At 65.2% G+C, this 12,542-nt stretch carries 10 protein-coding genes and 2 rRNA genes (1 of these 12 running past the window's edge); 6 read left to right on the top strand and 6 right to left on the bottom strand.

Going from position 1 to position 12,542, the window contains the following annotated elements:
* A 23S ribosomal RNA gene (locus BAY15_RS00365) occupies positions 1-1,702 on the top strand (it extends 1,177 nt beyond the left edge of the window).
* A gap of 124 nt (positions 1,703-1,826) precedes the next feature.
* Positions 1,827-1,941, top strand: a 5S ribosomal RNA gene (gene rrf, locus BAY15_RS00360).
* A gap of 185 nt (positions 1,942-2,126) precedes the next feature.
* Here rrf and BAY15_RS18650 read toward each other — a convergent pair.
* From BAY15_RS18650 to hemH, 3 genes are all read right to left on the bottom strand, one after another.
* Positions 2,127-3,836, bottom strand: a complete 1,710-nt coding sequence (locus BAY15_RS18650) for a methyl-accepting chemotaxis protein (RefSeq protein ID WP_083214012.1) — start codon at positions 3,834-3,836, stop codon at positions 2,127-2,129.
* Positions 3,837-4,090: 254 nt separating this feature from the next.
* Positions 4,091-4,939, bottom strand: coding sequence for an alpha/beta fold hydrolase (locus tag BAY15_RS00345; RefSeq protein WP_068847935.1), 849 nt, complete (start codon positions 4,937-4,939; stop codon positions 4,091-4,093).
* Positions 4,936-5,898 carry a ferrochelatase gene (hemH, locus tag BAY15_RS00340; RefSeq protein ID WP_068847933.1) on the bottom strand — a complete coding sequence of 321 codons (963 nt, stop codon included), beginning with the start codon at positions 5,896-5,898 and terminating at the stop codon, positions 4,936-4,938. Before hemH ends, BAY15_RS00345 begins: the two co-directional genes overlap by 4 nt.
* A gap of 165 nt (positions 5,899-6,063) precedes the next feature.
* On the opposite strand from hemH, the gene BAY15_RS00335 reads away from it, so the two are divergent.
* The 4 genes from BAY15_RS00335 to tatC all read left to right on the top strand — a co-directional run bounded on the left by BAY15_RS00335 (position 6,064) and on the right by tatC (position 8,509).
* On the top strand, positions 6,064-6,951 hold the full coding sequence (locus BAY15_RS00335; RefSeq protein ID WP_068847931.1) for a lipid-binding SYLF domain-containing protein: 888 nt from the start codon (positions 6,064-6,066) through the stop codon (positions 6,949-6,951).
* Between the two features lie 77 nt (positions 6,952-7,028).
* Positions 7,029-7,256, top strand: a complete 228-nt coding sequence (gene tatA, locus BAY15_RS00330; RefSeq protein ID WP_068847929.1) for a Sec-independent protein translocase subunit TatA — start codon at positions 7,029-7,031, stop codon at positions 7,254-7,256.
* A 15-nt stretch (positions 7,257-7,271) separates the two neighbouring features.
* Positions 7,272-7,763, top strand: coding sequence for a Sec-independent protein translocase protein TatB (tatB, locus tag BAY15_RS00325; protein WP_068847927.1), 492 nt, complete (start codon positions 7,272-7,274; stop codon positions 7,761-7,763).
* Positions 7,760-8,509 carry a twin-arginine translocase subunit TatC gene (tatC, locus tag BAY15_RS00320; protein WP_068847925.1) on the top strand — a complete coding sequence of 250 codons (750 nt, stop codon included), beginning with the start codon at positions 7,760-7,762 and terminating at the stop codon, positions 8,507-8,509. Before tatB ends, tatC begins: the two co-directional genes overlap by 4 nt.
* Positions 8,510-9,000: 491 nt before the next feature.
* On the opposite strand, the gene BAY15_RS00315 is transcribed toward tatC, so the two are convergent.
* The 3 genes from BAY15_RS00315 to BAY15_RS00305 form a co-directional block, all read right to left on the bottom strand.
* Complete coding sequence (locus BAY15_RS00315) at positions 9,001-9,912, bottom strand: BPSS1780 family membrane protein (protein WP_068847923.1); 912 nt, start codon at positions 9,910-9,912, stop codon at positions 9,001-9,003.
* A gap of 103 nt (positions 9,913-10,015) precedes the next feature.
* Positions 10,016-10,735, bottom strand: a complete 720-nt coding sequence (locus tag BAY15_RS00310) for a glutamine amidotransferase (protein WP_068847921.1) — start codon at positions 10,733-10,735, stop codon at positions 10,016-10,018.
* Positions 10,707-12,542 (bottom strand): GspE/PulE family protein, encoded by a 1,836-nt coding sequence (locus BAY15_RS00305; RefSeq protein ID WP_068847919.1) that lies wholly within the window; start codon positions 12,540-12,542, stop codon positions 10,707-10,709. Before BAY15_RS00305 ends, BAY15_RS00310 begins: the two co-directional genes overlap by 29 nt.

Genomic DNA, 12,542 nt, shown 5'->3' with positions numbered 1-12,542 from the left:
GTTCCGTAAGCCGTTGAAGGTGGATTGAGAAGTCTGCTGGAGGTATCGGAAGTGCGAATGCTGACATGAGTAACGATAATGCGGGTGAAAAACCCGCACGCCGAAAGCCCAAGGTTTCCTTGCGCAACGTTAATCGGCGCAGGGTGAGTCGGCCCCTAAGGCGAGGACGAAAGTCGTAGTCGATGGGAAGCAGGTTAATATTCCTGCACCTCGCGTAAGTGCGATGGAGGGACGGAGAAGGTTAGGTGTACCCGGCGTTGGTTGTCCGGGGGAAAGGCGGTAGGTTTGGATCTTTGGCAAATCCGGGATCCTTTAAGACCGAGCACCGAGACGAGTCTTTAAGACAAAGTCACTGATACCACGCTTCCAGGAAAAGCTCCTAAGCTTCAGCTTACGCAGACCGTACCGTAAACCGACACAGGTGGGTAGGATGAGAATTCTCAGGCGCTTGAGAGAACTCGGGTGAAGGAACTAGGCAACATGGCACCGTAACTTCGGGAGAAGGTGCGCCCTTTTTGGTGGCTCATGCGAGCTATAGCTGAAGAGGGCCGCAGAAACCAGGCCGCTGCGACTGTTTATCAAAAACACAGCACTCTGCAAACACGAAAGTGGACGTATAGGGTGTGACGCCTGCCCGGTGCTGGAAGGTTAATTGATGGGGTCAGCCGCAAGGCGAAGCTCTTGATCGAAGCCCCAGTAAACGGCGGCCGTAACTATAACGGTCCTAAGGTAGCGAAATTCCTTGTCGGGTAAGTTCCGACCTGCACGAATGGCGTAACGACAGCGGCGCTGTCTCCACCCGAGACTCAGTGAAATTGAAATCGCTGTGAAGATGCAGCGTTCCCGTGGCAAGACGGAAAGACCCCGTGAACCTTTACTATAGCTTTACACTGAACGTTGAGTTCGTCTGTGTAGGATAGGTGGGAGGCTATGAAACCATGGCGCTAGCTGTGGTGGAGCCATCCTTGAAATACCACCCTGTCGTGCTTGACGTTCTAACCTGGGCCCATTATCTGGGTCGGGGACCGTGTATGGTGGGTAGTTTGACTGGGGCGGTCTCCTCCTAAAGAGTAACGGAGGAGCTCGAAGGTACGCTCAGCGCGGTCGGACATCGCGCACTGTGTGCAAAGGCATAAGCGTGCTTGACTGCAAGATCGACGGATCAAGCAGGTAGGAAACTAGGACTTAGTGATCCGGTGGTTCTGTATGGAAGGGCCATCGCTCAACGGATAAAAGGTACTCCGGGGATAACAGGCTGATACCGCCCAAGAGTTCATATCGACGGCGGTGTTTGGCACCTCGATGTCGGCTCATCACATCCTGGGGCTGTAGTCGGTCCCAAGGGTATGGCTGTTCGCCATTTAAAGTGGTACGCGAGCTGGGTTCAGAACGTCGTGAGACAGTTCGGTCCCTATCTGCCATGGGCGTTGGAGATTTGAGAGGGGCTGCTCCTAGTACGAGAGGACCGGAGTGGACGAACCTCTGGTGTTCCGGTTGTCACGCCAGTGGCATTGCCGGGTAGCTATGTTCGGAAGCGATAACCGCTGAAAGCATCTAAGCGGGAAGCGCGCCTCAAGATGAGATCTCCCGGGGCACAAGCCCCCTGAAGGAACCATATAGACTATGTGGTTGATAGGTCAGGTGTGTAAGTACAGCAATGTATTGAGCTAACTGATACTAATGATCCGTGTGGCTTGACCATATAACCTCAAGTTGCCTTGGCCGACATGACATGTCGATAGAGCCCAAGTGCACGCTACGTCACAAGAACTATGAGAGGCAGGCGCCTAAATCCGTTGTTTGGATGGCGACGCTCCAACCGTCTCCCTGGTGAAATTAGCGCTGTGGAACCACCCGATCCCATCCCGAACTCGGAAGTGAAACGCAGCTGCGCCGATGGTAGTGTGGCTCAAGCCATGCGAGAGTAGGTCATCGCCAGGGTTTACACCCCAAAAACCCCGCTGCTTACGCAGCGGGGTTTTTTCTTTGCGTCAAAGCGTGCCGACCAACAGTGGCACCCGCCCAACGCATGAAAAAGGCGCCCCGCAGGGCGCCTTTCGGGCATCACGACCAACGGTCGTGATCTACCAGGTCGTTATCGACTGTCAGTCGATACGCACAACCCTTCAACGGAACGCTGCAACCGCCTCGGTCAGGCCTGCTGCCTGCTGCTCGAGCTCGCGCGCGGCGGCGCTGGCTTCTTCGACCAGCGCGGCGTTCTGCTGGGTGGCCTCGTCCATCTGCACCACCGTCTGGTTGATCTGGTCGATGCCGGCGGCCTGCTCCTGCGACGCCGACGCAATGCTCGCCATGATCTCGCTGACCCCCGCCACGCTGCCCACGATTTCCTGCATGGTGTGGCCGGCGTCCTGCGCCAACCGGGCACCATCGGCCACCTCGCTGACCGATGCATCGATCAACTGCCGGATCTCACGCGCGGCCTCGGCCGAACGTTGTGCCAGGCTGCGTACCTCGCTGGCCACCACCGTGAAGCCACGGCCCTGGTCACCGGCGCGCGCCGCTTCCACCGCCGCATTGAGGGCAAGGATGTTGGTCTGGAAGGCGATCCCATCGATGACGCCGGTGATCTCGCCAATACGCTTGGATGCGCCGTGGATGCTGTCCATGGTGCTGACCACGCGCCCCACCACGGCGCTGCCACGCTCGGCCACGTCCTGCGCCCCACGCGCGAGCGTGCTGGCCTTGTGTGCATGCTCGGCGTTCTGTCGAACCGTGGCCGTAAGCTCTTCCATCGAAGAGGCCGTTTCCTCCAGATGAGCTGCCTGCCGCTCCGTACGGGTGGAGAGGTCATGGTTGCCACTGGCGATTTCCTCAGCGCCCAGCGCGATGGCGCCGGCACTGCGCCGGATGCGTTCGACCATGCTGCCCAGCTGAATCGCCGTCGCATTCGCATCGCGCTGCATGGCGGCGAACGATCCCTCGTAGTCGCCCTCCATGCGCTGTCCCAGATCACCCTCGGCCAGGGCCGACAACACGCGGCGAAGATCGCCGACGGTGCTGCCCACCCGCTCCAGCAGTTGGTTGATGCCGGTGGTGAGGCCATCCATGAAGGCGGCACCGCTGTCGGCGCGTGGCAGGCGCCGGTCCAGGTCGCCGCGCGCCGCGGCATCGACGATCTCGGCCACGGCCGTCTCCAGCACCAGCTCCTGGGTACGGTCGTGCCATTCCACGGCGAAGCCGACGCGCGCTCCGGCCGCGTCGAACATCGGGCTCACCACCTGGGCAAAGTGCACGTGTCCGATCCGCACGCGTCCATGGTGGGTGGCCTGCAGGGTGTCCAGGATGGCGCGGATACGATCCGGGTCGGCGTGGAAGCGATGGATGCTGGTCCCCACGAGGGTGTCGGCGTCGAAATCCGGAAACGCCTCGCGCAGGGTGGCCTGCTGGTTGCGCAGCAGGCGCACCACGGCGGGGTTTACATAGCGGATCACGTGGGACGCATCGGCAATCATCACCGCCGTGTGCGAGACCTCCAATGCGAGGCGCAGGGTGGCGTCGGCCGCAGCGCCGGCATGCTGGCGAGTGCAATGCGCCTGCAGCTGCGAATGGCCTGCTGATACGCGCGCCAGCTCAGCGCGCAGCGCGTCCCTGCTGCGCCGCACCCGCGGCGCCAGTACCACCAGCGCGCCGGTCGCGATCGCGATGCCAAGCACGGTGACGGCCTGTTGTTGCCAAAGGGCGCCGGCGAGTCCGCCAACCAGCCCAGTGGAGAGCAACCCTGTGAGGATGCGCTGCCCGCGCGGGTGCGGGTGCAACGCAGGTGGCAGCAGCATGGCGTCGGGTGGACGTGAGGAGGGGTGGGGAATGGCAGACATGACAACTCCAGAGGCAATTCGAAACGGAACGTCATCCGCTGAAACGCGGACGAACGGATGCGAGGCCCGGCGACCCAGCGGCGGAAGACCTTGCACAGACGTGGATGGGGGAGAGCACTCCTTCCTTGGAAGCCGGATGACACGCGGCTTCGCAGACGGCGGAGCAAGCGACGACACAGGCACGCTGCGCGTGCCTGCTGCATCGGTATCGGTTGGCGTCGCTGGAAGTTGAGTGCGACAGGGTGTCGCAGCGGTCAGCCGGCGAGGAAGCGCGTGATCACGTCGGCCACCAGTGCCGGGTGCTCCATGTGCAGGTGATGGGTGCCGGGGAATACATCCAGGCGGCCGTCGCGAAGCAGCTTGATGCGTTCACTGCGCAGCGGCTCGGGGTAGTACGACTGTGCCGGCGTCGCGTAGATCACCTGGGTGGGGCATTCGATCGCCGCCAGCAGGTCGTCGATCTGCGCTTCGCTCAACCGCATCGCGGTGGGCAGCATCAGGCGCTGGTCGCTGCACCAGCTGTAGCCGCCTTCCACCGGCATGACGCCGCGTTCAACCAGCAGGCGCGCGCAGGGCTCGCTGAGCTGGTTGGCCATCATGCGCGCGCGTACCGGCGCGGCCAGATCGGAAAACACGCGCAGCTTCTTCGATGGCAACGCGCGCACGGCGCGTACATGCTCGCGAAGGCGCTGCGCGGTTTCATCTTCCGGCCCGCGCAGGCCGCCGAGCGCTTCAATGGCGATCAACCGCTCCACGCGATCGGGCGCGGCGGCAGCGGTGAGGCTGGCAATGCCGGCGCCCATTGAATGGCCGAGCAGCGTAAAGCGCTCCCAGCCCAATGCATCGGCTACGTCGAGCACATGGCAGATCGCGCCCGGGGTGTTGTACTGCGTGCCCGGCGGCATATGCGAGCTGTGGCCGTGCCCGGGCAGGTCGATGGCCACCAGGTCCAGCCCGGGCAGTGCTGCGGCCAACGGCACGAAGCTGGCGGCGTTGTCGAGCCAGCCGTGCAGCGCCAGCACACGCGTGCCTGCCGTCGGCGTCGAACGCAGGCCGGCCACGCGGGTGCCCGCCACCGGCAGTACAAACGGTTCGAGCGTCATGCCAACGCCGTGATGCTCAGCCGCGACAACGCCAGCGCGTGCGCGGGATCGGCGTTGAGGCAAGGGATGTAACGCATCTGCGCACCGCGCGCGGCGACGGTTTCGGTGAAGCCCATCGCCACTTCTTCCAGCGTTTCCAGGCAATCGGTGGCGAAGCCCGGGCAGACCACGTCGATTTGTTTGACGCCGCGCTCGGCCATCGCCCACAGCGTGGGTTCGGCATAGGGCTGCAGCCACTTCTCGCGACCGAAGCGCGACTGGTAGGTGAGCTTCCACTCGCCATCCGCCAGGCCGAGTGCCTGCGCGATCGCCTGCGCACTGGCTTCGCAGCGCTGCGGATAGGGGTCGCCGGCATCGGCGAGGCGCTGCGGAATGCCGTGGAAGGAAAACACCAGCTGCTCGCCGCGGCCGTTCTGCTCCCACCATTGCCGGATGCTGCCGGCCACTGCCGCTACCCAGTCCGGGTCCACCGCGTAATCGCGTACCAGGGTGACGGTGACGCCCGGATGGCGGGGCTGCCAGTCACGCACCTGGTCTTCGATGGAGGCGGTGGTGGTGGTCGAATACTGCGGGTACAACGGCAGCACCACGATCCGGCGCATGCCTTCGGCAGCCAGCCGGTCCAGCTCGGCGGTGAGCGCGGGCGCGCCGTAACGCATGGCGTGGCGTACGCGCACATTGGGCATCAGCTGCTGCATGGCTTCGGCCAGGCGGCGCGTGTAGACCATCAAGGGAGAGCCGTCGGGCAGCCAGACCTGGGCGTACTTGGCGGCCGAGCGGCCACTGCGCAGCGGCAGGATCAGCCCGAACAGCAGGGGCTTCCACAGCAACGGCGGAATCGCGACCACGCGCCGATCGCTGAGGAACTCAGCCAGGTAACGCCGCACCGCCGGGGCGGTGGGCGTCTCGGGTGTGCCTAGATTGACCGCCAGCACGGCGGTATCGGGTGCGTCGAGCATGGGACCATTCTCGCAGGTCTGCGCGACGGCCGGGATCGAATCGCGCCATCACTGCCATAGAGTGGCTCGATTGAACCGAACATACTCATTGCGGATTCATCAGAACCCCACTAATTTCGGGGAAAGCGTATCGACGCTGTCCGTATTTCCCTTTCTGGAGCACCCATGCGCCGCTTGAGCCTTGTACTGCTGATATCCGCCAGCCTGCTGTCGACCCAGGCGATGGCCGGGCCGGAGGAGGACCAGCGCGCCCGCAACGCGGTGCGTGTGTTGAATGACATCCAGAATATTCCCGAGCAGGGCATTCCGGACAAATTGCTGGACGAAGGCCGCGCGATCGTGGTCATTCCTGACACGATCAAGGCAGGCCTGGTGATCGGCGGCCGCCGTGGCCACGGTCTGATGTCGGTCAAGAACGCCGATGGCAGCTGGTCCAACCCGGTGTTCATGAAGCTCACCGGCGGCAGCATCGGCTTCCAGGCCGGCGTGCAGTCCTCGGACGTGGTGCTGGTGTTCCGCAACGACCGCAGCCTGGACAATCTCGTCAACGGCAAATTCACCCTGGGCGCCGATGCCGGCGTGGCGGCCGGTCCCGTGGGCCGCAATGCCGCTGCGGCCACCGATGGCCAGCTGAAGGCCGAGATCTGGTCGTGGTCGCGCGCGCGCGGTCTGTTTGCCGGCGTGGCGCTGGATGGCGCGGTGCTGCAGATCGACGATGAGGCGAACCTGGATGCCTACGGCAGCAACACCACGCCGCGCATGGTGTTCGAGGGCCGCATGGGCGAAGCGCCGTCGATGGACGTGGTGGCCTTCCGCGACCGTCTGGAAGAGGCGACGTATTCGGCACGTGAAAAGCGCGGCACCGCTGGCAGTGCACCGGCCCCACGTGCGGCGGCCCCGCAGCCCCAGGCAGCGCCGGTCGTAACTGAACAGGCCAATGCCGGTGCCACCACCGCGCCGTTGCAGGCCGTTCCGGCGCAGCCGGCACCGCAGCAGGGCTTCCAGCCGGTGGGCGAAGGCGAAGTGCGTACCGAATCGCTGGACGGCAACTGACTTTCGTCACGCGCGCCGCCCTACCGGCGGTGCGCTATGCTCAGGTCCTTGTAACCGGGTAATGCGAGCAGAACATCATGGGCAGTATGAGCTTGTGGCATTGGGTGGTGGTACTGGTCATCGTTCTGCTGGTGTTCGGCACCAAGAAGCTGACCAGTGGCGCCAAGGACCTTGGCAGTGCCGTGAAGGAATTCAAGAAGGGCATGCGCGACGAGGACAAGCCGACCGCGCACCTGAGCGATGAGTCGCGTCCGCAGGATCCGACGACGACATCGCAGAACGAGCACGACCGCGACCGGCGTTGATCGGGGCGGCATGGCGTGTTCGACATCGGTTTCAGTGAACTGCTGGTCATCGCGGTAGTAGCGTTGGTCGTGCTGGGTCCCGAGCGTCTGCCCAAGGCAGCCCGCTTCGCGGGGCTGTGGGTGCGGCGCGCGCGCAACCAGTGGGATTCGGTGAAGCAGGAGCTGGAACGCGAGCTGCACGCAGACGAGATCAAGCGCCAGTTCCGCGATGCGCAGGATTCGGTGCGCGATACCGAGGCGCAGCTGCGTGCCAGTGGTGAGGCGGTGCGCCGCGAAGCCGAGCAGGTGCGCAACCAGGTACAGCGCGATGGCGATACGCCAGCCAGCACCGACGAGCCGGTCATGACCGGGCCCGCGCCGGGTTCGCCGGCGAGCGTGGCCCAGCACGTCGTGGCACCCGAGCCCGAGGCGGTGCCTGAAGAACCGCGTGATGCGATGGCACCGCCGGGCATCGACGGGCAGGCGCCGCGCGATCCGCCGCCTGCGACGACGGAGGCCCCGCGATGAGCGGTAACGAGTCGCCGGAAAGCGGGCTGATCGAACACCTGATCGAACTGCGCGCGCGCCTGATGCGGGCGCTGATCGGGCTGGGCGTGGTGCTGCTGGGGCTGATGCCGTTCTCGCGGCAGATCTACACGTGGTTGGCGCAGCCGTTGATCTCGCAGCTGCCCAACGGGCAGTCGATGATCGCGACCAACCCGGCCGGTGCATTCTTCGCGCCGCTCAAGCTGACCTTCTTCGTGGCCGTGTTCATCGCGGTACCGTGGCTGCTGTACCAGCTGTGGGCGTTCGTGGCGCCTGGCCTGTATGCGCGCGAAAAGCGACTGGCGGTGCCGTTGCTGGCAACCTCGGTGCTGCTGTTCTACATCGGCTGCGCGTTTGCGTACTTCCTGGTACTGCCGGCGGTCTTCCACTTCCTGACCACGTTCCGCCCGGAGGTGATTGCGATCACGCCGGATGCGAATGCGTACCTGGATTTCGTGCTGGCGATCTTCTTCGCGTTCGGCAGCAGTTTCGAACTGCCGGTGGCGATGGTGATCCTGACCCTGCTGGGGTGGATCACGCCGCAGCAGTTCAAGGACGGCCGTGGGTACGCGATCGTGGGCATCTTCGTGTTGGCCGCGGTGTTGACGCCGCCGGATGTGGTTTCCCAGTTGATGCTGGCGATTCCCATGTGCCTGCTTTATGAGCTTGGGATACATGCTTCGCGGTGGTTGGTGCCTGCGAAGGGTGATGAGCCTCAGGCGCAGTAGCGCTTTTGGAGCTTAGGAGCAGCGTTTTCTTTGCTGCGTGCTGGGGAGGCCGACGGGCAGCCCCTTACGGGACACGCCGTAAATACATCCTTGTAGGCTTGGCAAAAACATCCATGTTTTTGACAGTCCCTACAGGGGCTGCCCGCCGGCCTCCCCTCTCGTGCATCGCAGGTGCGGATACGAAAGCAAAGCAGCGACGCATGGCGTCGCTCTACGTCTTTGAATTTTTCAATGCGTTACCGGATACATCGCACGCGCACGGTAGAGCGACGCCATGCGTCGCTGCTTTTCCATCCGCACAGCGGGATCCATGACGGGGCCGGGCGGCGGGTAGCCCCCGGAGGGACTGTCAAAAACATGGATGTTTTTGCCAAGCCTCCAGGGATGGATTCACGGCGTGTCCCGGAGGGGGCTGCCCGTCGCCCGGCCCCAGCCCGCAGCATCTGAAACGCTGCTGTTGCTGTTGCTGTTGCTGTTGCTGTCGCGGCCAATCAAGCCGCGAAAATATTCCCAGGCCCGTTCGACGGCGGTACCGGCGGTGGGGCGGCGCGGCCGCGGTGGGCGAACATCTGGTTCCAGGCGGCGTACACCGCGCCCACGTAAAGCGGCATGATCACCGCCGTGTTGGTCAGCTGCATCACGAACGCGGCTGCACCGGCGCCGCCGGCCATCAGCGCCAGCTGCATCACGATGATCATCACGAAGTAGATGCACATCGCCGCGATCAGGCCCAGCAGCATGAACACCGCCATCGCGCCGAAATTGCGGATGCAGCCCTGCAGGCTCATGCGCAGCGCGTGCATGCCGCTCTGGTGGTCGAACACCACCAGCGCCGGCTGGGTGAACATCGCCATGCTCAGCGCCACGAACGTGCCGAATGCAATCAGCAGCCACAGCAGGATGCGCACCACCGGTACGCCGGCCATCAGCGCGATGGTCTGCTCATTGCTCGGCGTGGCGCCGGACTGCTGCAGCTCCTGCATTCTGCGGAACATCTCGGCCGTGGCAGTCAGGCCGTCGGGGCCCATCATCACGTACAACAGCGTGCCCAGTGCAATCACCGCGATCAGCTGGATCGCCAGCGGCACCAGCAGGTGGCTCACGCGGCGGTCGCGGATCGGCTGCAGCAGGTGGGTCGGCATGGCGCGGTGGCCCTGGGCCACTTCGCTCACCGCCACCAGCATGCCGCCGAACACCAGCGGGCCGACCGCCACCGAAACCAGCTGCAGCAGCACGCCGAGCCAGCTCGGCAATGCCTGCGCCAGCACCAGGATCAGCGAACTGACCAGCATGCCGATCACGCCAAGGACCGCCAGCTGCAGCGGTGCGCGGCGATACAGGGTGAACGCGTCCAGCAGCCATTGGGCGCCCGCCGAGGCGGGCAGCTTGCGAATTTCGCTCATACCATTCCGGAACAGGGGGAAGGGCGCGTACGCCCCGAATACCAACGATTATCCCTGTTTTCCGTGCCCATCACCTGAAGGAAAGGTCGCTCCCGGCGGTCTTTCAGTTGTTGCGCGCCTGGCGGACGAACCGGCGCAGCAGCTGGCGGGCCAGCGGGGCCGCACTGACCCCGCGCGCCACGCTGCGCGCGCAGCCGCCGTGGCGACCGATGCACTCGGCACGCGCCCGCACGTAGCCGCGCATGTGGTGGGTGGCGAACTCCGGGTGGAACTGCACGCCCCAGGCCTGCTGGCCCCAACGGAAGGCGTGGCAGTTGTCCTGCGCCGAGCGCGCCAGGATGGCCGCGCCCTCCGGCGCGCGCAGCACCGTCTGCAGGTGGGTGGCATGGGCCGGGAAGCGCGCCGGCAGGCCCGCGAACAGCGGGTCGTCCACCGCCGAGGGCTCCAGCGCCAGCTCGATCGTGCCCGACTCGCGCCCCGCCGGGTTGTAGGCCACCTCACCGCCCAGCGCATGTGCAAGCAGCTGGTGGCCGTAGCAGATGCCGAACACCGGGCGGTTGTCATGCGCGGCGGTGCGCAGCCACTGCGCGCTGCGCTCGCTCCAGTCGGCACGGTCGGTCACGTAGGCGGCCGAGCCGCTGATGATCACCCCGGCGAAATCGCGGTGGTCGGGCAGCTCGCCGCCGTGCTCCACGTCCACCACCACCGTCTCGTCCGCATCCAGCCCCGCCGCGACCCGGATCCAGTGCGGAAAACGGCCGTACCGGCGCAGCGAAGCGACCGGTTGGCCGGTTTCAAGAATCAGGAAAGGCGAGCGGTTCATCGGGGGGAGGCAGCACGCTGAGGACTTCCTCGATTGTAGTCAGCCCTGCCGCCACCTTTTCAAGCCCCGCGCGGCGAAGGGTTCGTACTCCTTCAGCACGCGCGGCCCGGTTGAAACCGGCCAGATCCATGTCCGCCCGGATCAGCCCGCGCAGCCGCGAACTCAATGGCAGCAACTCATACAGGCCTACCCGGCCCATGTAGCCGGTGCGCCGGCAGTCGAGACAACCGGCCGGCGCATATGGCGTGGGTGACTCTGGTAATGCCTCATCGGCATCAGCCAGCACCGCCCATTGGGCCGCACTGAGCGGCTTGGGCACCTTGCAGTGCGGGCACAACGTGCGGACCAGGCGCTGGGCCAGGACCCCGTTGATGGTGCTGGCCAACAGGTAATGCGGCACGCCCAGGTCGAGCAGCCGGGTGATCGCCGAAGGCGCATCGTTGGTGTGCAGCGTGGACAGCACCAGATGGCCGGTCAGCGACGCCTGCACGGCCATCTGGGCCGTTTCCAGGTCGCGGATTTCGCCGATCATGATGATGTCCGGATCCTGCCGCAGCAGGGTGCGTACGCCGGCGGCGAAGTCCAGGTCGATGTTGGTCTGCACCTGCATCTGGTTGAATTCCGGCGCGATCATCTCGATCGGATCCTCCACCGTGCACACGTTCACGTCCGGGGTGGCCAGCCGCTTCAGGGTGGAATACAGGGTGGTGGTCTTGCCCGAACCGGTCGGGCCGGTGACCAGCACGATGCCGTGCGGGCGCTCCACCAGCGCGGTCCAGCCAGCCGCTTCCTGTGGGCTGAAACCGAGCTGGTCGATGCTCTTGAAGGCCGCATCCGGGTCGAAGATGCGCATCACGCACTTCTCGCCAAAGGCGGTGGGCATGGTCGACAGGCGCATTTCCACCTCGCGCCCACCCGGCGAGCGGGTCTTGATGCGGCCATCCTGCGGCCGTCGACGCTCGGCCAGGTCCATGCGGCCCAGCACTTTGATCCGGCTGACCATGGCGGTCATCACCGCCGGCGGCACCTCGAACACCTTGTGCAGCACGCCGTCGATGCGGAAACGCATGCGCCCCATGTCACGCCGCGGTTCCAGGTGGATGTCCGAGGCGCGCTGCTCGAAGGCGTACTGCAGCAGCCAGTCCACGATGTGCACCACGTGCTGGTCATCGGCGTTCACGTCGCCGGAGCGGCCCAGCTCCACCAGCTGCTCGAAGCTGGGCAGGACGCCGCTGGCTTCGCCGCGCACATCGCCACGCGCCCCGCGCACCGACCGGGTCACCCCGTAGAACTCCATCGTGTAGCGGTGCAGGTCCAGCGGGTTGACCATGGCCAGCTCGATCCGGCGCCGGGCCAGGTGCTGCAGGTCGAGCAGCCACTCCTGGGCCAGCGGCTCGCTGGTGGCCACCAGCAGCCGCTCGCTGTCCACCGCCAGCGGCAGGAACCGATGGCGGCGGGCATAGGCATGGGAGACCAGCGCGGTCACCGCTGCCACGTCCACCCGGGTGGGATCGATGCGCAGGTAGCGGGTGCCGGTTCGGGTCGCCAGCCATTCGGTCAGCCGTTCCAGGCCCAGCTCTCCACCCGAGGCGGCCGCCAGCTTCAGGTTGGCCAGCAGCACCAGCGGGTGCACCTCGCTGGCATTGCGGGCGCCGTTGCCGGAAAAGCGGATGCGCTCCACATCACTGGCCGCGACCAGCCCGTCGGCCACCATGGCGGCCGCCACCTGATCGAAATCCAGCCGGCCCGGCGGCAGGGGCCCCGGAGCAGGAACGGGGGCGAGCGTTGCCGGTGAGCGGTGTTCCAT

The organism is Stenotrophomonas rhizophila (assembly GCF_001704155.1).
In the GTDB taxonomy this organism is placed as follows: Bacteria; Pseudomonadota; Gammaproteobacteria; order Xanthomonadales; family Xanthomonadaceae; genus Stenotrophomonas; species Stenotrophomonas rhizophila_A.
The sequence above is the reverse complement of the archived record's forward strand: the minus strand, read 5'-3'. Positions and strand labels throughout refer to the sequence as shown.

What these genes read in the sequence shown, in the direction of transcription:
- BAY15_RS18650 (WP_083214012.1), bottom strand. Translation starts at nt 3,836, where the DNA reads ATGTCTGCCATTCCCCACCCCTCCTCACGTCCACCCGACGCCATGCTG.
- BAY15_RS00345 (WP_068847935.1), bottom strand. Translation starts at nt 4,939, where the DNA reads ATGACGCTCGAACCGTTTGTACTGCCGGTGGCGGGCACCCGCGTGGCC.
- hemH (WP_068847933.1), bottom strand. Translation starts at nt 5,898, where the DNA reads ATGCTCGACGCACCCGATACCGCCGTGCTGGCGGTCAATCTAGGCACA.
- BAY15_RS00335 (WP_068847931.1), top strand. Translation starts at nt 6,064, where the DNA reads ATGCGCCGCTTGAGCCTTGTACTGCTGATATCCGCCAGCCTGCTGTCG.
- tatA (WP_068847929.1), top strand. Translation starts at nt 7,029, where the DNA reads ATGGGCAGTATGAGCTTGTGGCATTGGGTGGTGGTACTGGTCATCGTT.
- tatC (WP_068847925.1), top strand. Translation starts at nt 7,760, where the DNA reads ATGAGCGGTAACGAGTCGCCGGAAAGCGGGCTGATCGAACACCTGATC.
- BAY15_RS00315 (WP_068847923.1), bottom strand. Translation starts at nt 9,912, where the DNA reads ATGAGCGAAATTCGCAAGCTGCCCGCCTCGGCGGGCGCCCAATGGCTG.
- BAY15_RS00310 (WP_068847921.1), bottom strand. Translation starts at nt 10,735, where the DNA reads ATGAACCGCTCGCCTTTCCTGATTCTTGAAACCGGCCAACCGGTCGCT.
- BAY15_RS00305 (WP_068847919.1), bottom strand. Translation starts at nt 12,542, where the DNA reads ATGGAACACCGCTCACCGGCAACGCTCGCCCCCGTTCCTGCTCCGGGG.